At 71.8% G+C, this 17,978-nt stretch carries 20 protein-coding genes; 8 read left to right on the forward strand and 12 right to left on the reverse strand.

Going from position 1 to position 17,978, the window contains the following annotated elements:
- Positions 1-75 precede the first annotated feature (75 nt).
- From ACWDRW_RS05045 to ACWDRW_RS05055, 3 genes are read left to right on the forward strand one after another with little or no spacing between them, the layout of a single operon-like run.
- Complete coding sequence (locus ACWDRW_RS05045; protein ID WP_451720229.1) at positions 76-1,374, forward strand: magnesium transporter MgtE N-terminal domain-containing protein; 1,299 nt, start codon at positions 76-78, stop codon at positions 1,372-1,374.
- Positions 1,364-1,951 (forward strand): DUF1003 domain-containing protein, encoded by a 588-nt coding sequence (locus ACWDRW_RS05050; RefSeq protein WP_451720232.1) that lies wholly within the window; start codon positions 1,364-1,366, stop codon positions 1,949-1,951. The genes ACWDRW_RS05045 and ACWDRW_RS05050 overlap by 11 nt, the downstream gene beginning before the upstream one ends.
- 43 nt (positions 1,952-1,994) lie before the next feature.
- Complete coding sequence (locus tag ACWDRW_RS05055; protein ID WP_451720235.1) at positions 1,995-3,128, forward strand: Mrp/NBP35 family ATP-binding protein; 1,134 nt, start codon at positions 1,995-1,997, stop codon at positions 3,126-3,128.
- Positions 3,129-3,206: 78 nt separating this feature from the next.
- On the opposite strand, the gene ACWDRW_RS05060 is transcribed toward ACWDRW_RS05055, so the two are convergent.
- The 5 genes from ACWDRW_RS05060 to sigE all read right to left on the reverse strand — a co-directional run bounded on the left by ACWDRW_RS05060 (position 3,207) and on the right by sigE (position 8,367).
- Complete coding sequence (locus ACWDRW_RS05060) at positions 3,207-3,863, reverse strand: hypothetical protein (protein ID WP_451720238.1); 657 nt, start codon at positions 3,861-3,863, stop codon at positions 3,207-3,209.
- A gap of 239 nt (positions 3,864-4,102) precedes the next feature.
- Positions 4,103-4,513, reverse strand: coding sequence for a sec-independent translocase (locus ACWDRW_RS05065; protein ID WP_451720240.1), 411 nt, complete (start codon positions 4,511-4,513; stop codon positions 4,103-4,105).
- Between the two features lie 153 nt (positions 4,514-4,666).
- Positions 4,667-6,484 (reverse strand): trypsin-like peptidase domain-containing protein, encoded by a 1,818-nt coding sequence (locus ACWDRW_RS05070; protein ID WP_451720243.1) that lies wholly within the window; start codon positions 6,482-6,484, stop codon positions 4,667-4,669.
- Positions 6,485-6,625: 141 nt separating this feature from the next.
- Positions 6,626-7,600 (reverse strand): zf-HC2 domain-containing protein, encoded by a 975-nt coding sequence (locus ACWDRW_RS05075; protein WP_451720245.1) that lies wholly within the window; start codon positions 7,598-7,600, stop codon positions 6,626-6,628.
- Positions 7,597-8,367 carry an RNA polymerase sigma factor SigE gene (sigE, locus tag ACWDRW_RS05080; RefSeq protein ID WP_451720247.1) on the reverse strand — a complete coding sequence of 257 codons (771 nt, stop codon included), beginning with the start codon at positions 8,365-8,367 and terminating at the stop codon, positions 7,597-7,599. Before sigE ends, ACWDRW_RS05075 begins: the two co-directional genes overlap by 4 nt.
- A gap of 162 nt (positions 8,368-8,529) precedes the next feature.
- Between sigE and ACWDRW_RS05085 the strand changes: the two genes are divergently transcribed.
- Complete coding sequence (locus tag ACWDRW_RS05085) at positions 8,530-9,228, forward strand: O-methyltransferase (RefSeq protein ID WP_451720376.1); 699 nt, start codon at positions 8,530-8,532, stop codon at positions 9,226-9,228.
- An 86-nt stretch (positions 9,229-9,314) separates the two neighbouring features.
- Here the strand turns inward: ACWDRW_RS05085 and ACWDRW_RS05090 are convergent, their stop codons facing one another.
- Entirely contained in the window at positions 9,315-9,482 is a 168-nt protein-coding gene (locus tag ACWDRW_RS05090; RefSeq protein WP_003966491.1) for a DUF3117 domain-containing protein, read from the reverse strand.
- A gap of 368 nt (positions 9,483-9,850) precedes the next feature.
- Here ACWDRW_RS05090 and chcB point away from each other — a divergent pair, with 368 nt between their 5' ends.
- Positions 9,851-10,642: a 2-cyclohexenylcarbonyl CoA isomerase gene (chcB, locus tag ACWDRW_RS05095; protein WP_451720250.1), complete on the forward strand. Its 792-nt coding sequence runs from the start codon at positions 9,851-9,853 to the stop codon at positions 10,640-10,642.
- A gap of 16 nt (positions 10,643-10,658) precedes the next feature.
- Here the strand turns inward: chcB and ACWDRW_RS05100 are convergent, their stop codons facing one another.
- Together ACWDRW_RS05100 and ACWDRW_RS05105 are read right to left on the reverse strand one after the other, a co-directional pair.
- Positions 10,659-11,240, reverse strand: coding sequence for a DNA-3-methyladenine glycosylase I (locus tag ACWDRW_RS05100; protein WP_451720253.1), 582 nt, complete (start codon positions 11,238-11,240; stop codon positions 10,659-10,661).
- Positions 11,237-11,581, reverse strand: coding sequence for a DivIVA domain-containing protein (locus ACWDRW_RS05105; protein WP_451720379.1), 345 nt, complete (start codon positions 11,579-11,581; stop codon positions 11,237-11,239). Before ACWDRW_RS05105 ends, ACWDRW_RS05100 begins: the two co-directional genes overlap by 4 nt.
- Before the next feature lie 122 nt (positions 11,582-11,703).
- On the opposite strand from ACWDRW_RS05105, the gene folP reads away from it, so the two are divergent.
- Complete coding sequence (gene folP / locus ACWDRW_RS05110) at positions 11,704-12,564, forward strand: dihydropteroate synthase (protein ID WP_451720256.1); 861 nt, start codon at positions 11,704-11,706, stop codon at positions 12,562-12,564.
- 28 nt (positions 12,565-12,592) lie between these two features.
- Here folP and ACWDRW_RS05115 read toward each other — a convergent pair whose 3' ends face one another.
- Together ACWDRW_RS05115 and dapE are read right to left on the reverse strand one after the other, a co-directional pair.
- The gene (locus ACWDRW_RS05115; protein ID WP_451720259.1) at positions 12,593-13,351 is read right to left on the reverse strand and encodes an LOG family protein; all 759 of its coding nucleotides are present in this window, start codon (positions 13,349-13,351) and stop codon (positions 12,593-12,595) included.
- Between the two features lie 103 nt (positions 13,352-13,454).
- Positions 13,455-14,534, reverse strand: coding sequence for a succinyl-diaminopimelate desuccinylase (gene dapE / locus ACWDRW_RS05120; protein WP_451720262.1), 1,080 nt, complete (start codon positions 14,532-14,534; stop codon positions 13,455-13,457).
- 92 nt (positions 14,535-14,626) lie between these two features.
- Here dapE and ACWDRW_RS05125 point away from each other — a divergent pair, with 92 nt between their 5' ends.
- Positions 14,627-15,592: a heavy metal transporter gene (locus ACWDRW_RS05125; RefSeq protein ID WP_451720264.1), complete on the forward strand. Its 966-nt coding sequence runs from the start codon at positions 14,627-14,629 to the stop codon at positions 15,590-15,592.
- A 313-nt stretch (positions 15,593-15,905) separates the two neighbouring features.
- The gene (locus ACWDRW_RS05130) at positions 15,906-16,358 is read left to right on the forward strand and encodes an ATP-binding protein (RefSeq protein WP_451720267.1); all 453 of its coding nucleotides are present in this window, start codon (positions 15,906-15,908) and stop codon (positions 16,356-16,358) included.
- Between the two features lie 91 nt (positions 16,359-16,449).
- Here ACWDRW_RS05130 and ACWDRW_RS05135 read toward each other — a convergent pair whose 3' ends face one another.
- Positions 16,450-17,541 (reverse strand): bifunctional succinyldiaminopimelate transaminase/glutamate-prephenate aminotransferase, encoded by a 1,092-nt coding sequence (locus tag ACWDRW_RS05135; RefSeq protein WP_451720269.1) that lies wholly within the window; start codon positions 17,539-17,541, stop codon positions 16,450-16,452.
- A gap of 99 nt (positions 17,542-17,640) precedes the next feature.
- Positions 17,641-17,961, reverse strand: a complete 321-nt coding sequence (fdxA, locus tag ACWDRW_RS05140) for a ferredoxin (protein ID WP_003985062.1) — start codon at positions 17,959-17,961, stop codon at positions 17,641-17,643.
- Positions 17,962-17,978: the final 17 nt, after the last annotated feature.

The following is a 17,978-nucleotide window of genomic DNA, read 5'->3' on the forward strand; positions in this document are numbered from 1 at the left end:
TCGGATCCGGACGGGCTAGCCTGAAGCCCATCCGAGCGGGACAGAACAGGCTAAGGCGGACAAGGAGGTGCGGTCATGGCAGGGGGCACGCCCCGGGTTTTCGTCTCGCACCTGTCCGGCGTCGCCGCCTTCGACCCGAACGGCGACCAGGTGGGGCGGGTCCGCGACCTGGTCGTCATGCTGCGGGTGGGCCGCCGTCCCCCACGCCTGCTCGGTCTGGTCGTCGAACTCGCCACCCGGCGCCGCATCTTCCTGCCGATGACCCGGGTGACCAGCATCGAGTCGGGCCAGGTCATCACCACCGGCGTGCTCAACGTCCGCCGCTTCGAGCAACGGCCCACCGAGCGGCTGGTCTTCGGCGAGCTGCTGGACCGCCGGGTCACGCTCGTCGAGACCGGCGAGGAGGTCACCGTCCTGGATCTGTCGGTGCAGCAGCTGCCGGCCCGGCGGGACTGGGAGATCGACCGGGTGTTCGTCCGCAAGGGCGGCAAGAGCGGGCCGCTCCGGCGCGCCCGGGGCGAGTCGCTGACCGTCGAGTGGTCCGCCGTCACCGGGTTCTCGCTGGAGGAGAAGGGCCAGGGCGCCGAGAGCCTGCTCGCCACCTTCGAGCAGTTGCGCCCCGCCGACCTCGCCAACGTGCTGCACCACCTCTCCCCCAAGCGGCGCGCCGAGGTCGCCGCCGCCCTCGACGACGACCGCCTCGCCGACGTGCTCGAGGAACTGCCCGAGGACGACCAGATCGAGATCCTCGGCAAGCTGAAGGAGGAACGGGCCGCCGACGTCCTGGAGGCCATGGACCCCGACGACGCGGCCGACCTGCTCTCCGAGCTGCCCGAGGACGACCAGGAGCGGCTGCTGAGCCTGATGGAGCCGGACGACGCGGCCGACATGCGGCGGCTGATGGCGTACGAGGAACACACCGCCGGCGGTCTGATGACCACCGAGCCGATCGTGCTGCGGCCCGACGCCACCGTCGCCGACGCCCTGGCCCGGGTCCGCAACCCCGACCTCTCCCCCGCGCTCGCCGCCCAGGTCTACGTCTGCCGCCCGCCCGACGAGACACCCACCGGCAAGTACCTCGGCACGGTCCACTTCCAGCGTCTGCTGCGCGATCCGCCGTACACGCTGGTCAGCGCGATCATCGACGACGACCTCCAGGCCCTCGACCCGGACGCCGCGCTGCCGGTGGTCGCCGGGTTCTTCGCCACGTACGACATGGTCGCGGCGCCCGTCGTCGACGAGTCCGGGTCGCTGCTGGGCGCGGTCACCGTGGACGACGTACTGGACCACATGCTGCCCGAGGACTGGCGGGAGACGGAGTTCCACCTCGACGAGGACGAGACCGCGGGCGAGGGGGCGGCGCATGGCTCCTGAGCGGGAGGGCGGACGCGAGCGCGCGGTGTCCGGGGCGACGGCCGCCACCCGGCCGCGCGCCCGGCTGGACCAGCCGCGGCCGCCGCGCCGGCGGATCCTGCCCGAATGGGACCCGGAGGCCTTCGGACGGCTCTCGGAGCGGATCGCGCGCTTCCTCGGCACCGGGCGGTTCATCGTCTGGATGACGGTCGTCATCATCGTCTGGGTGCTGTGGAACGTGTTCGCGCCGAAGGACCTGAAGTTCGACGAGTACCCGTTCATCTTCCTGACCCTGATGCTCTCGCTCCAGGCCTCCTACGCGGCCCCGCTGATCCTGCTCGCCCAGAACCGGCAGGACGACCGCGACCGCGTCAACCTGGAGCAGGACCGCAAGCAGAACGAGCGGTCGATCGCGGACACCGAGTACCTGACCCGGGAGATCGCCGCCCTGCGGATCGGCCTCGGCGAGGTCGCCACCCGCGACTGGATCCGCTCCGAGCTCCAGGACGTGCTCAAGGAACTGGACGGCCACCGCGCGGACGGCCATGTCGTATTCCCGGCAGAACGGTCCACCGGACGTGACGCAGACGACCGCTGACGGGCATCCCGAAGGCCCCCGGAATCGCCGTACCATCGTCCTTATGGCTACGGAAGACGCGGTGCGCGAAGCACTGTCGACGGTGAACGACCCCGAAATCAACCGCCCCATCACCGAACTCGGGATGGTCAAGTCGGTGGAGATCGGCGCGGACGGAGCGGTCGCGGTCACCGTGTACCTGACCGTGTCCGGCTGCCCGATGCGGGACACGATCACGCAGCGCGTCACGGAGGCGGTCTCCCGCGTGGAGGGCGTCACCCGGGTCGACGTCACGCTGGACGTCATGAGCGACGCGCAGCGCAAGGAGCTGGCGACCGCGCTGCGCGGCGGCCAGACCGAGCGCGAGGTCCCCTTCGCCAAGCCGGGCTCGCTGACCCGCGTGTACGCGGTCGCCTCCGGCAAGGGCGGCGTGGGCAAGTCGTCGGTGACGGTCAACCTGGCGGCGGCGATGGCCGCGGACGGTCTGAAGGTCGGTGTCGTGGACGCCGACATCTACGGCCACTCCGTGCCCCGCATGCTGGGCGCCGACGGCCGTCCGACCCAGGTCGAGAACATGATCATGCCGCCGTCCGCGAACGGCGTGAAGGTGATCTCCATCGGCATGTTCACGCCGGGCAACGCACCCGTGGTGTGGCGCGGCCCGATGCTGCACCGCGCGCTCCAGCAGTTCCTGGCGGACGTGTACTGGGGTGACCTGGACGTCCTGCTCCTGGACCTGCCGCCCGGCACCGGTGACATCGCGATCTCGGTCGCCCAGCTGGTGCCGAACGCCGAGATCCTGGTCGTGACGACTCCGCAGCAGGCGGCCGCCGAGGTGGCCGAGCGGGCCGGTTCCATCGCCGTGCAGACCCACCAGAAGATCGTCGGCGTGGTCGAGAACATGTCGGGCCTGCCCTGCCCGCACTGCGGCGAGATGGTCGACGTCTTCGGCACGGGCGGCGGCCAGCTGGTCGCGGACGGCCTGACCCGCACCACCGGCGCGACGGTCCCCGTCCTCGGCAACATCCCGATCGACGTCCGTCTCCGCGAGGGCGGCGACGAGGGCAAGCCGGTGGTCCTGACGGACCCGGACAGCCCGGCCGGCAGCGCGCTGCGCGCGATCGCCGGCAAGCTGGGCGGTCGGCAGCGAGGCCTTTCGGGACTGTCCTTGGGAATCACTCCGAAGAACAAGTTCTAGTCCCGCTCCGAAGAACGCGATCAAGGCGTGGGGGGCGCCGCTTCCGTGCGGCGCCCCTTTGTCATGCGTACGCGGCGATCACGCGTACTCGGCGATGTCCTTGATCATGGCGAAGCCGAGACCGTAGGCGCTCATCCCTCTGCCGTACGCCCCCACGTGCACGCCTTCCTGCGTGGACCCGGCGAGCACCCAGCCGAACTCGGACTCCCGGTAGTGGAAGGGCGTGGGCACCCCGTCGACGGGCAGGGACAGCGTCGACCACTCGGCCCCTTCCAGGTCGTCGGCCAGCGCCCACGCGGTCTCCGTCTGCTGCTCCAGCCAGTCGTCCCGCAGCGAGTGGTCCATCTGCCCGGGCCAGGTGAAGGACAGCAGCCCCACCCCCGCAAGCCAGGCCGCCGAGGAGACGGACGTGGCCTCCAGCAGCCCCGTGCCGTCGGCGCTGCGGCGGGACGGACTGGCCGCGACGGTCACCACGACCGCGAACTTCTCCCGGTCCTCCGTGGCTTCGTTGCGCACCGAAGGCTCGTCGCCGTGTCCGATCGACCCGTGCTCGACGGCCCCGTCGGCCGCCGTACCGACCTGCATCAGCCAGCGCGGTCCCGTGAACGCCTCGTCGAGGCCGTACCAAGGGAAGGGCGCCAGCAGGTAGCCGTCGACCGTACGCCGGGCGGAGGGGACCTGTTGTCCGCCCTCCGCGGCCGGCGCCTGCGCGACCGCCTGACTCGTCGTCTCCATGTGCCCGGACGCCTCCTCGCTCTCGGCGGACCGGGGCGGCCCGCCCCCCTTCGGGCGGCCTCGCTTTTTGGCGTACGGTCCGCACAACAACACGGCAGCATATCCACACCGCTGAGAGCAGCCGGGAAAGCGCCCGGCGCACGAGGCGCCCGAGCGACGCGTTCAGGCCGCTCGGGCGCCTGTGAAGGCTATGAAACGCGTCACGTCCGCACGCGTGCGTCGCGTGTCTCGCGTACGGCTCAGGTGGCGTCCGCGTCGTAGGGCGGACGCTCGTCGGGCTTCTTCGTCATGTCGACGCGGTCGCCCGAGGAAGAGGAGGAGTCGGAGTCGCGGCCGTGGACGGCGTCGGTGACCTCGGCCATCTCCTTCTTCAGGTCGAAGCCGTTGCGGATCTCCTTGAGCCCCAGTTCGTCGTTGTCCAGCTGCTTGCGGATGAACGTCTTGGGGTTGAGGTCCTCGAACTCGAAGTCCTTGAACTCCGGGCCGAGTTCCTGCCGGATGTCCTGCTTGGCGCTCTCCGAGAACTCGCGGATCTTACGGATCGTCCGCGTCACGTCCTGGATGACCTTCGGGAGCTTGTCCGGACCGAAGACGAGCACGGCGAGGACGATGAGCGTCACCAGCTCGAGCGGTCCTATGTCATTGAACACCTGAAGCTCCTTGCGATCCGGGCCGGGTCCACGGTACCTGCCGTTCCCGTACGACCGGTACTGTCCCGCCGGTTCCGAGTGTGCGCGGATCGAGGGTTTTCCGGTTGTTTGCCTTGTGGGAGGCGGTACGCGCCCGCACCTGTGAGGTTTCTGTCAGTCGCCGGCCGAGGAACCGAGGACCAGCGAGAGGGTGAGCTCCTCGCCGTCCCGCCGCAGGGTCAGCTCCAGCCGGTCGCCGGGGCGGTGGGCGCGGGTCTTGACGATCAGCTCCTCGCCGGAGTGCACCCGCTGGCCGTCGATCGCGGTGATGACGTCCCCGGGCTCGATACCGGCCTTGTCGCCGGGACCGCCCGAGGTGACCGGCGAGCCGCCCTCGCTGCCCTTCGTGCCGACCCGCGCGCCGTCGCCGGAGTAGTCCATGTCGAGGGTGACGCCGATGACCGGATGGGTCGCCTTGCCGGTGTTGATCAGCTCCTCTGCCACCCGCTTGCCCTGGTTGATCGGGATGGCGAACCCGAGTCCTATGGAACCGGCCTGTCCGCCGTCCGGCTCGGAGCCGCTGTCGGCGGAGCGGATCGCGGAGTTGATGCCGATGACCCGGGCCTTGGCGTCCAGCAGGGGCCCGCCGGAGTTGCCGGGGTTGATGGGTGCGTCGGTCTGGAGGGCGTCGACGTAGGACACATCGCTGGCGTCCCCGCTCTCGCCGCCGGCCGTGATGGGCCGTTCCTTGGCGCTGATGATGCCGGAGGTGACGGTGCCGGCCAGGTCGAAGGGGGCGCCGATGGCGACGACGGGGTCGCCGACCTGGACGTTGTCGGAGTTGCCGAGCGTCATCGGGGTCAGCCCGCTGACGCCCTTCACCTTCACCACGGCGAGGTCGTAGCCGCTGTCCCGTCCGACGACGGTGGCCTTGGCGGTGTCGCCGCTGTGGAAGGTCACGGAGATCTCGCCGCCGGATCCGGCGGGCTCCACGACATGGTTGTTGGTCAGGATGTGGCCCCGGTCGTCCAGCACGAAGCCGGTGCCGGTGCCCTGCTCCCCGCCGCCGGAGACATGCAGGGTCACCACGCTGGGCAGCGCCCGCGCGGCGATCCCGGCGACGCTGTCCGGAGCCCGCCCGGCGGGCTCGGCGGCGGCCTGCGGCAGCTCCACGTCCCCCACCCCGCCGTTCCGCTCCAGATACGTCCCTACGACGCCTCCGACGCCACCGGAGACGACCGCGAGCAGCAGCACCCCGACGAGCAGCAGCTTCTTGGCCCGCTTGCGCCGCTGCCCCTCACTGGGCACGACGGCCCCGTTCTGCTGGAGGGGACCGGCGAGGGGGCCCGGGGCCCAGGGGTCGTAGTTCTGCCAGGGGGCGGGGGCAGCCGCTTGCAGGGGGCCGTGGGTGGGGGCGGGCGCGGTCCCAGGTGGCGGGGTGTGCGCCGGGGCGGTTCCTGAGGGCGGCGCGGACGCAGGCACCGGGGCCGGGTTTGGTGCCGGGGCAGGCGCCGGTAGGGCTGTGCCGTGGGCCGGGGTCGTCGCCGGGTGCTGTACCGGAGGGGCGGGGGCCCAGGGGCCTGGCTCGCCGTAGGGCGGGGTGCTGTAGGGGTCGGGGTCGTGCAGCGGGCGCGGGCGCTCGGGGGGCGCCGCGGCCTCCTCGGCGGCGGCGGACGTAACGGTGTCCACGGCGGGCGCGGCGCCGGAGTCGGCAACCGGCGGGACCTCGGCAACCGCGAGCGCGTCCCCTGCACCGGAGTCGGCCGGGGCCTTCGGTGCCCTCTGGTCCGTCGGTCGGCTCAGCTCGTAGTCGCCCTCGGTGGCGGCGCCGTCCGCGAGGGGCCGCTCCAGCTCGAAGTCACCGTCGGCGTTCGGGGCCGGGGTGGGTCCGGGCGGCGGCGCCTCCGTCGTCGCCCCGTCCGTCCGGCCCGAAGGCCCCTGGAGCCGAGGACGGCTCCACCATTTCGCCTTCGTGGGCTTCCCCTCGTCCATGCTCTCCCCACAGCCGGCCGCGGCACGACTCATCGGCGGTGGCCACGGCTCCTCGAACTCCGCCGCCGCACCCGGCTTCTGCCGTGGGCGCGGCCCACCCTGGATTCAACCAGGTTCGTGGGCCGCCGCGCAGAGGCCCGGTCAGCGGCCGGTGGTGAACGAGGTGGCGGAGGCGGACGGGGACGCGGTCGGGTCGGGGACGGGTGCGGCGAGCAGGCCCGGAGTGGCCACCTCCGGGGCGGTGTGCCAGGAGGTCAGGGTGAGCGGCGGGGTCGCGCTGAGCGGACGTATGAGCGGTGACGTGACGGTCGCTCCCGCCACGACCGGCGTGGCCGACTCCTGGAGCCGACCGGCGCCCGACGCGGGCACTCCGGGCAGCAGCGGCGCGGACACCGAGGTCGCGGCGGCCGGGGTGTCACCGAGCGCCCGCTGGCCCTGGCCCTGGACGAGCAGGGGCCCGACGCCACGACGGCGCTGGTTCTCGGGGGCTGTCGCGGCACCCGTGCCCTGAGTGCGCGTCGGCGTCACTTTGCTGCCCGCGCCCGAGCCGCGCGCGTCGGTCTCGGTCGGCACACCGGTGGTGACGCCGCCGAGCGCGATGGCCGCCAGCGACACCGCTCCGGCGGCGACGAAGGCGAACCGCAGCCCCCGCGAGGAGGGCCGGTCGGCGTCGGTGCGGCCCACGGGGTGCACACGGAAGCCGCCGCCGGCCGGGGAGCCGGTGAGCGCGGAGGTGTGCGGGCGGGCGGGGACGTAACCGAACTCGAAGCGCTCGCCCCGCTTCACTCCGAAGGCGCCGGCGGCGGGCTGGTCGGAGAGCCCGCCGAACGGGCCCCCGCCCAGCGCCGAGCCGCTGCCGGGGTCGCCTCCCGGCAGCCCCTGGAGGCGGGCCAGGAAGCTCTCGGAGGGAGGCGGCGGGGCCGCTTCCGCGAAGACGTTCTTCAGCCTGCGCTGGGCGTCGGCCTCCGCCTTGCACTTGGCGCAGGTGGCCAGGTGGGCGAGGACCCGCTCGCGCGTGTCATGACCGAGCTCTCCGTCCACCAGGGCGGAGAGTCGGTCCCCAAGATGCTGCTCCGCGAGGCGTCGCTCGGCGGGTTCGGGTCGGGATCCAGTCACGCGGTCGCGCCCCCTCCCCCCAGGGCGGGCACCCGTGGGACGAAGGACCGGCGCTCGGCCCGGGCCTCCGGGGAGCGGTGCGCGAGGGCCTTGCGCAGCTGCGAGCGGCCGCGGTGGATCCGGGACCGGACGGTGCCGAGCTTGACGCCGAGGGTCGCGGCGATCTCCTCGTAGGACAGGCCCTCGATGTCGCACAGGACGACCGCGGCCCGGAACTCGGGCGCGAGGGTGTCGAGGGCCTGCTGGACGTCGGCGTCGAAGTGCGCGTCGTTGAAGACCTGCTGCGGGGACGGCTCGCGGCTGGGCAGGCGCTCGGCCGCGTCCTCGCCGAGGGCGTCGAAGCGGATGCGCTGCTTGCGCCGGACCATGTCCAGGAAGAGGTTGGTGGTGATGCGGTGCAGCCAGCCCTCGAAGGTGCCCGGCGTGTAGGTGGACAACGAGCGGAAGACGCGGACGAAGACCTCCTGGGTGAGGTCCTCGGCGTCGTGCTGGTTGCCGGTGAGGCGATACGCGAGGCGGTAGACGCGGCCGCTGTGCGTGCTGACGATCTCCTCCCACGTGGGCGGAGTCCACGCCTGCCCGTCCGCGTCGGTGGAGAAGGTCGCGGTCTGGGCGTAGTCGTCGGCGTGGTGGTCAGCAGCGGTGTCGTTCACGGATTTCGGCCTGCCCGCCGATCCGAGAAAGCGCCTCAGCACTCCTCCCCGATCCACAGGCGCAGCCGCACCTCCCCTGTCGGCTCTGGTGGTGTCCAGTGGAGCCCCTACCATAGCCACCTCGCCCGTTAGCTCCGGATAAGCGGTTTTACGAGAATTTGATCTGGGCTGATACGGCTCATGCGACTGCGTCAGCATGTGCTCGTCCTCCGGCCCGCCGTCGTGATCCAACCGTGTCCCCCCTCGCGTCTCCCACCCTTCTAAACGCCTGGTCCCATCTGCGGGTTCCCGGGCGCAACGGATACAGTCACGCCCAGGCAACCACGGGGACAGGAGAGGGTCATTACCGGCAACCGGCAGACGAGCTGGGCGTTCGCCGACGCCTACGTCGCCGAGGACGACGTCCTGCGCTGGGCCCGGGACCGGGCCCGTGAGGCGGGCCTGCGCTCGGTGTCCCCCGGCACGGGCGCCGCGCTGCGGATGCTCGCCGCCACCGTGGACGCGAAGGCGGTCGCGGAGATCGGTACCGGCACCGGTGTCTCCGGCATCCACCTCCTGCACGGCATGCGCCCGGACGGCGTCCTGACCACCGTGGACCCCGAGCCGGAGCACCAGCAGTTCGCCCGGCAGGCCTTCCGCGCCTCGGGCTTCGCCAGCAACCGGGCCCGGTTCATCCCCGGCCGGGCGCTGGAGGTCCTGCCCCGGCTCGCGGACGTCGGCTACGACCTCGTCTTCTGCGACGGCGACCGGCTCGAGTTCCTCGACTACCTCGCTGAATCGTTGCGCCTGCTGCGTCCGGGTGGCCTGGTGGTCTTCGAGGGCGTCTTCGCGAACGGCCGTACGGTCGACTCGGGCCCGCAGCCGACCGAGGTGCTGCGGCTGCGCGAGCTGCTGCGCGCGGTGCGCGAGAGCCAGGACCTGGTGCCGTCGCTGCTGCCGGTGGGCGACGGGCTGCTGTGCGCGGTCAAGCGCTGAGCCATTAGGGCACACACCCGGGAAAACAGCCGCCCCGGCACCTCATGGGATGCCGGGGCAGCTGAAAGGGTATGGTCGCTTGCGCGTCAGCCGACGACCTTCTTGAGGGCGTCGCCGAGCGCGTCGGCCTCGTCAGGGGTCAGCTCGACGACGAGCCGACCGCCGCCTTCGAGCGGAACGCGCATGACGATGCCCCGCCCCTCCTTGGTCACCTCGAGCGGGCCGTCGCCCGTCCGCGGCTTCATGGCCGCCATGCTCGTTCCCCTTCCTGAAACCAGCTCATAGTCAAAGCCGACGGCCCCATGGAGGGCATGCGCGGTCCCGGAAGGACACGCGACACCGGCATCGAACACATTGCTTCCAAGCCATTATCCCGCATCGCAGGACCCGATGACCAACATCGGTCGGCATCGCTTGGGCAACGCGCGCGAGCAAAACCACTCAATTCGGCGATGTGACTGCGATACTGCGCCGCCGCTCGCATGTCCGCCGAACGGAAACGGGCCCGATTTCTTAGACGCAGGTCACACGAGCGCTCCCGGCGATCTCCGCCATGCTGTTCCTCAGGCGGCGGCCGGACAGCGGCCGCGGACGTCAACCGCGACACCGGAGGGGATACGCCATGGCCGACACCGTGCTCTACGAGGTGAGCGACGGGCTCGCGACGATCACGCTCAACCGCCCCGAGGCGATGAACGCGCTGAACATCGAGACGAAGGTCGCGCTGCGGGAGGCCGTGACGGCGGCGGGCGCGGATTCCTCGGTACGGGCCGTGCTGCTCACCGCGGCCGGTGACCGGGCGTTCTGCGTGGGGCAGGACCTCAAGGAGCACATCGGACTGCTGGCCGAGGGGTCCGGACAGGTGATGAGCACGGTGCGTGAGCACTACAACCCGATCGCCCGGGCGCTGACGGAGATGGCCAAGCCGGTCGTGGCCGGGGTGAACGGAGTCGCGGCGGGCGCGGGGTTCGGCTTCGCCCTCGCCGCGGACTACCGGGTCGTGGCCGACTCGGCCGCCTTCAACACGTCCTTCGCCGGGGTGGCGCTGACCGCGGACTCGGGCATCTCCTGGACGCTGCCTCGCGTGGTCGGCCCCGGGCGGGCCGCCGACCTGCTGCTCTTCCCCCGCAGCGTCAAGGCTCAGGAGGCGTACGAGCTGGGCATCGCCAACCGGGTCGTGCCGAGCGCCGAGCTGCGGGACGAGGCCGAGAAGGTGGCCCGGGCCCTGGCCGAGGGGCCGACGGTGGCGTACGCGGCGATCAAGGAGGCGGTGGCCTTCGGCTTCTCCCACTCGCTGGCCGAGACCCTGGAGAAGGAGGACGAGCTCCAGACCCGGGCGGGGGCGTCCGAGGACCACGCCATCGCCGTGCAGGCCTTCGTGAACAAGGAGAAGCCGAAGTACCTGGGGCGGTAGGGGCTTCGAGGAGCCGCTAGGACCGGTTTCTGGCCCCGCAGGTCGCGAGGTGGTCGTCCACCAGGCCGCAGGCCTGCATCAGCGCGTACGCCGTCGTCGGGCCCACGAATCGGAGGCCCTTCTTCTTCAGGGCCTTCGACAGGGCCGTCGACTCGGCAGTGACCGCCGGGACGTCCGCGAGGGACTTCGGGGCCGGGCCCGGCTCGGGGGCGTGGGACCAGATCAGGTCGTCCAGGTCGCCCGGGGCCCAGTCGGCCAGCACGCGCGCGTTGGCGAGGGTGGCGTCGATCTTGGCCCTGTTGCGGATGATGCCCGGCTCGGCGAGCAGGCGCTCACGGTCCTCGTCCGTGAAGGCGGCGACCTTCTCGATCCTGAACTCGGCGAAGGCGGCGCGGAAGCCGGGGCGGCGGCGCAGGATCGTGATCCAGGACAGGCCGGACTGGAACGCCTCCAGGGAGAGGCGTTCGAACAGGGCGTCGTCGCCGTGGACCGCGCGGCCCCACTCCTCGTCGTGGTACGTCACGTAGTCCGGCGTGGACAGGGCCCAGGGACAGCGCAGGACGCCGTCCGGACCCGCGAGGGCCGTGCCGTCGGTCACTGGTCCTCCTCGGCGCGCTTCTCCATGGAGACGTGGGCTCCCGCCCGGGCACCGGCCAGGGCGGACTCCAGGTCGGCGATACGGGCGTCGCGCTCGGCGAGCTCCGCGCCGAGGCGGGTGAGGGCGTCGTCGACATCCGCCATGCGGTAGCCGCGGGCGGCGAGGGGGAAGCGGAGGCCGTCGACGTCGGCGCGGCTCACCGGACGGTCGAGCGGGAGCGGGTCCTGGAGGCGCTCGGGCGCGGCCTCCGGCAGCGGGCCGCCGCCCTCGCCGCCGCCCACCACCGCGAGGGTCACCGCGGCGACCACGACGGCGAGCGCGACGACCAGGAACAAGAACATAACCATCGCTGAGGTCCCCACGGTCGGTGCGATTGTGTCAGGGTCCGATCGTGCCATGCGACTCTGACGGTTAGGGTCGCAGGCGGCCGATGATCAGGACGTACGGGAGAGGTTCACAGGGGATGCTCAGGCTGGGCAGGCGTGAGTTCGACACGCACGAGCCGGTGATCATGGCGATCGTGAACCGGACCCCGGACTCCTTCTACGACCAGGGGGCCACGTTCCAGGACGAACCGGCCCTCGCGCGCGTGGAGCAGGCCGTGGCGGAGGGGGCCGCCATCATCGACATCGGTGGGGTCAAGGCCGGGCCCGGGGAAGAGGTGTCAGCGGCCGAGGAGGCGCGACGGACCGTGGGGTTCGTGGCGGAGGTGCGGCGGCGGTTTCCCGACGTCGTCATCTCGGTGGACACCTGGCGGGCCGATGTCGGCGAGGCGGTCTGCGAGGCCGGGGCGGATGTGCTGAACGACGCGTGGGGCGGGGTGGATCCCCGGCTCGCGGAGGTGGCGGCGCGGTATCGGGTGGGTCTGGTGTGTACGCACGCGGGCGGGGCCCAGCCGCGTACGCGGCCGCATCGGGTGACGTACGACGACGTCATGGCGGACATTCTCCGGGTGACCGTGGGGCTGGCGGAGCGGGCCGTGGCGCTGGGGGTTCCCCGGGAGTCGGTGATGATCGATCCCGGGCATGACTTCGGGAAGAACACGCGGCACAGTCTGGAGGCGACGCGGCGGCTGTCGGAGATGGTCGCGACGGGGTGGCCGGTGCTGGTGTCCCTGTCCAACAAGGACTTCGTGGGAGAGACGCTGGACCGGCCGGTGAAGGAGCGGGTGGTGGGGACCCTGGCCACGACGGCGGTGTCGGCGTGGCTGGGGGCGCAGGTGTACCGGGTGCACGAGGTCGCGGAGACACGGCAGGTGGTGGACATGGTGGCGTCCATCGCCGGCCATCGCCCTCCGGCGGTCGCCCGGCGGGGGCTGGCGTAGGCCCTCCCCCCCCCGCCGGGGCCCCGCGCTAGCGGCCCGCTTCCTTCGAGACCAGGGCCACCGCCTCGTCCACGTCGTCCGTGACGTGGAAGAGGAGCAGGTCCTTTTCCGAGGCCTTGCCCTGGGCCACCAGGGTGTTGCGGAGCCAGTCGATCAGGCCGCCCCAGTACTCCGTGCCGAAGAGGACGATGGGGAAGCGGGTGACCTTCTGGGTCTGGACCAGCGTCAGGGCCTCGAAGAGCTCGTCCAGGGTGCCGAGGCCGCCGGGCAGGACCACGAAGCCCTGCGCGTACTTCACGAACATCATCTTGCGGACGAAGAAGTAGCGGAAGTTCAGGCCGATGTCGACGTAGGGGTTGAGGCCCTGCTCGAAGGGGAGCTCGATGCCGAGCCCGACCGAGATGCCCTTCGCCTCGCAGGCGCCCTTGTTCGCCGCCTCCATCGCCCCCGGGCCACCGCCCGTGATCACCGCGAAGCCGGCCTCCACCAGGCCGCGGCCGAGCCGCACCCCCGCCTCGTACTCGGTGGAGTCCACCGGCGTCCGCGCCGAGCCGAACACACTGATCGCGGGCGGCAGTTCGGCCAGCGTGCCGAAGCCCTCGATGAACTCCGACTGGATGCGCAGGACGCGCCAGGGGTCCGTGTGGACCCAGTCCGACGGACCGCCCGCGTCCAGCAGCCGCTGGTCCGTGGTGCTCGCCGTGACCTGGTCCCGCCGTCGGAGGACCGGTCCCAGGCGCTGCTCCTCCGGCGGCTGCTTCTTGCCCTCGGGGTTCCCGGTAGCCATGTGCGCTCCCTCCGCTTGCGTTTGTTCCACCTCAGCGTAGATCTACGCGGGTTACGGACGGGGGACATCGGCGTGACCGGCGTTCCCCGGCCCCGAAAGCGCCCTACGCCGTGAGCCAGGACCGCAGGCGCTCCTCGCCGTCGAGGATCTTCGCCGTCTCCACCCGCTCGTCGCGCTTGTGCGCCAGGTGCGGGTTGCCGGGGCCGTAGTTCACCGCCGGAACCCCGAGGGCCGAGAACCGGGACACGTCGGTCCAGCCGTACTTCGGCATCGGCGTCCCGCCCACCGCCTCGATGAAGGCCGCGGCCGCGGGGTGGGAGAGGCCGGGCAGCGCGCCGGGGCTGTGGTCGTCCACCACGAACTCCTCCACCCCGCAGTCCGCGAACACCTCGTGGACGTGGGCCAGCGCCTCCGCTTCCGTCCGGTCGGGGGCGTACCGGAAATTGACGGTCACCACGCACTCGTCGGGGATCACGTTGCCCGCCACCCCGCCCGAGACGCCGACCGCGTTCAGGCCCTCCCGGTACTCGAGACCGTCGATCACCGGCCAGCGCGGCTCGTACGAGGCGAGGCGGGCCAGGATCGGGGCCGCCGCGTGGATCGCGTTGGAGCCCATCCAGCCGCGCGCCGAGTGCGCCCGCTCGCCCTTCGTCCTCAGCAGCACCCGCAGGGTGCCCTGGCAGCCGCCCTCGACCTGGCCGTCGGACGGCTCCAGCAGCACCGCGAAGTCACCGGCGAGCCAGTCGGGGTGGGTCTCGGCCACATGCCGCAGGCCGTTGAGGTGTGCGGCGACCTCTTCGTTGTCGTAGAAGACGAAGGTCAGGTCCCGGTTGGGGGCGGGGACGGTCGCGGCGATCCGCAGTTGTACCGCCACCCCGGACTTCATGTCGCAGGTGCCGCAGCCCCACAGGACGCCGTCGTCGTCGAGCCGGGAGGGCACGTTGTCCGCGATCGGGACGGTGTCGATGTGGCCGGCGAGGATCACCCGCTCGGCGCGGCCGAGGTTCGTGCGCGCCACGACGTTGTTGCCGTACCGGTCGACCGTCAGGTGCGGCAGGGCCCTCAGGGCGGTCTCGATCGCGTCCGCGAGCGGCTTCTCGGATCCGCTCTCGGAGGGGAAGTCGACGAGCCGCGCGGTCAGGCGCGCGGCGTCCAGGGTGAGGTCAAGCGCGGTATCGGGCATGTCCTCGACCCTAGCGCTCCTGGGTCGTGGGCCCTCGAACCAGTTTCCCCACCGGTCTCGGAGAGCGCTCTACTCTCCAGTACCTTGTACGCGTGCCAGAGCCGTCCCCCACTTCCCGACGTCGTGGCCGCCTCTTCCGTTTCGGGGCGGCCTTCGTGGTCCTGCTCGCCGTCGCGGGCTATCTCGTGGTGCAGTACGTCACCGGAGGCGCGGGGGCGCCGGGCTGTGAGGTCGTCTCGGCCGAGGAGGACGGGGCGAGGTACGAGTTCACGCCGGAGCAGGCCGTCAACGCGGCGACGATCGCCGCCGTGGGCACCGGCCGCGGCCTGCCCGAGCGGGCCGTGACCATAGCGCTCGCCACCGCGCTCCAGGAGTCGACGCTGCGCAACATCGACCACGGCGACCGGGACTCGATCGGCCTGTTCCAGCAGCGGCCCTCGATGGGCTGGGGCACCGAGAAGGAGATCATGGACCCGACCTACTCGGCGGGGATCTTCTACGACCACCTGGTCAAGGTGGACGGCTACACGGAGCTGCCGCTCACCGTCGCCGCGCAGCGCGTGCAGCGCAGCGGTTTCCCGGACGCGTACGCCAAGCACGAGCCGGACGCCGCACTGCTCGCCGCCGCTCTGACCGGCCGCGCGGCCGCCACGCTGACCTGCGACGGCCGCCCGGGCGCGGCCGCGGTGGCGGGGCCGGACGCGGTGCGCACCGCGCTCGCGCGGGACTTCGGACAGGACGTGCTGGAGTCGGCGGGTGCGGTCGTGGGCGAGCGGGAGTCCGCCGCCACGCCCTCCCCGAGCACCGCGAGCGGCGGGCGGAGCCTCACGCTGCCGGTGACCGGGGGCTCCGGCAAGCTCGGCGTCACCCAGCGCGGCTGGCAGCTCGCGCACTGGGCCGTGGCCAATGCCTCCGCCCTGCGCATCGAACGCGTGGCGTACGCCGGGCGTGAGTGGACCGCGGGGAACACGGACAGTCAGTGGCGCCAGAGCGAGTCCGAGGGCGCGTCGGGGGCGGAGAAGAACACCGGGTCCGTCCGGATCGTCACCGCGCAGTAGTGCGGGAGGTCCTCCGCGAGGGTTACCGGCGGCTGCGGCGCCTGACGATGTACAGGGGTTTTGGGGCCCACGTCCCCTCATCGCGCAAAACCCTTGCCGGCAAAGGGCTGTAAGGATTCGGCAGGCTTTCCGGGCCCGGACTCTTTGCCCGTTTTTATCCACAGCCGATAATGCGACGCATTACCAACTCTTTACGTTACTCCGCCGCAACCTTCGCGGACTTCGAGCGGTAGTCACTGCGTCCGAGGCCGGAGATCACCTCCGGTCGGACGGAAACACCGTTCTCACCCAACAGACCCGTCGAAGGAGCATCATGACCCTCCCCCTGACCCGCCGGATCGCCCGTGCCGCGCTGCTCGTAGCTGCGGGAGCGGCCGCCGGGGTAGGTGCGGCCGGCTCCGCCAGCGCGGCCCCCGAACTGCCCGCCGCCAAGAACCTCGGCGGTCTGACCGCCCTGGACGCGGCGAACATGGGCAACACGGTCGACGGAGCGGCGCAGAACGTCAGCGAGCTCGCGGGCGAGACCGGCGGCAAGGCGGTCGAGAAGTCGGTGCCGGCCGCGGGCAAGACCGGTGGCAAGGCCGTCAAGAAGGCGGCTCCGGCAGCGCAGCGGACCGCGGGTGACGCGGCCGGTTCGGCCGGGGACATCGTGGGTGACACGACGTCCACCGCGACGAAGGGTGGGCTGCCGACGGAGTCCCTCACCAAGGGCGGGCTGCCGGCGGCGGAGTCCCTGCCGGTCGGGAGCCTCCCGCTGGGCGGCTGACGCCCGCTTGAACGCCGACGGGACGCAGGGAGCTCGCAGCTCCCTGCGTCCCGTCGGCGTTTCTGGGTCCGTGTCCGGCGCCGGGCGCCGGTCAGAGGCGGGCAACGGCCGCCCGCACCCTCTCGTCCGTCGCCGTGAAGGCCACGCGGACGTGCTGTCCGCCCGCCTCGCCGTAGAAGTCGCCCGGGGCCACCAGGATGCCCAGGTCGGCCAGGTGGCCGACCGTGTCCCAGCAGGACTCCCCGCGGGTGGCCCAGAGGTAGAGGCTGGCCTCGCTGTGTTCGATACGGAAGCCGTGGTGGACCAGCGCCGTGCGCAGGGCGTCGCGGCGGGCCGCGTACCGCTCGCGCTGGATCCTGACGTGCTCGTCGTCGCCCAGGGCCGCGATCGCGGCGGCCTGGGTCGGGGCGGAGGTCATCATGCCGCCGTGCTTGCGGATCTCCAGGAGGGGCGACAGCACCTCCGGGTCACCTGCCAGGAAGGCCGCGCGGTAGCCCGCCAGGTTCGAGCGCTTCGAGAGCGAGTGCACCGTGACGAGACCGTCGTAGGATCCGCCGTTCACGTCCGGGTGGAGCACCGAGACCGGGTCGGCGTCCCAGCCCAGCTCCAGGTAGCACTCGTCGGAGAAGACCAGGATGCCGTGGGAGCGGGCCCAGGCGACGATCCTCGTCAGCTCCTCCTTCGACAGCACCTTGCCCGTCGGGTTCGACGGGGAGTTCAGCCAGAGGAGTTTCAGGCCCCTCGGGTCCAGCTCGGTCGGGTCGTCGTAGACCTCGTACTCGGCGCGGGCCAGGCGGGCGCCGACCTCGTAGGTCGGGTAGGCCAGGCGGGGGTAGGCGACGCGGTCGCCGGGGCCGAGGCCCAGCTGGGTGGGGAGCCAGGCGACGAGTTCCTTGGAGCCGACGATCGGGAGGACGTGCCGGTGGGTGACCTCGCGGGCGCCCAGCCGGCGCTCCACCCAGCCCGTGATCGCGTCACGCAGTTCCGGCGTGCCCCAGACCGTCGGATAGCCCGGCGAGTCGGCCGCCGCGATCAGCGCCTTCTGGATCAGCTCGGGTACCGGGTCGACCGGCGTGCCGACGGACAGGTCGACGATGCCGCCCGGGTGCGCTGCGGCCGTCGCCTTGTACGGCGCCAGCTTGTCCCAGGGAAACGTGGGGAGACGGTCGGAGACTGCGGACACGGGGATCTGGCTCTCTTTCTCGTCCGTACGGCAAACGCCCCGGTCCCGCAGGCGATCAGGCCGTGCGGGACCGAGGCGGCGCGATGATGCAGGCCGCTCTCAGCCGTTCTGCGGCGGCAGCGCGGCGATGAAGGGGTGGTCCCGCTCGATCAGACCGAGCTTGCTGGCGCCGCCGGGGGAGCCGAGCTCGTCGAAGAACTCGACGTTCGCCTTGTAGTAGTCCTTCCACTCCTCCGGAGTGTCGTCCTCGTAGAAGATCGCCTCGACCGGGCAGACCGGCTCACAGGCACCGCAGTCGACGCATTCGTCCGGGTGGATGTACAAGGACCGGGAGCCCTCGTAGATGCAGTCGACCGGGCACTCCTCGATGCACGCCTTGTCCTTGACGTCGACACAAGGCTGCGCGATGACGTAGGTCACGCTGTCGTTCCTCCTCG

This window comes from Streptomyces sp. NPDC003635 (assembly GCF_053587635.1).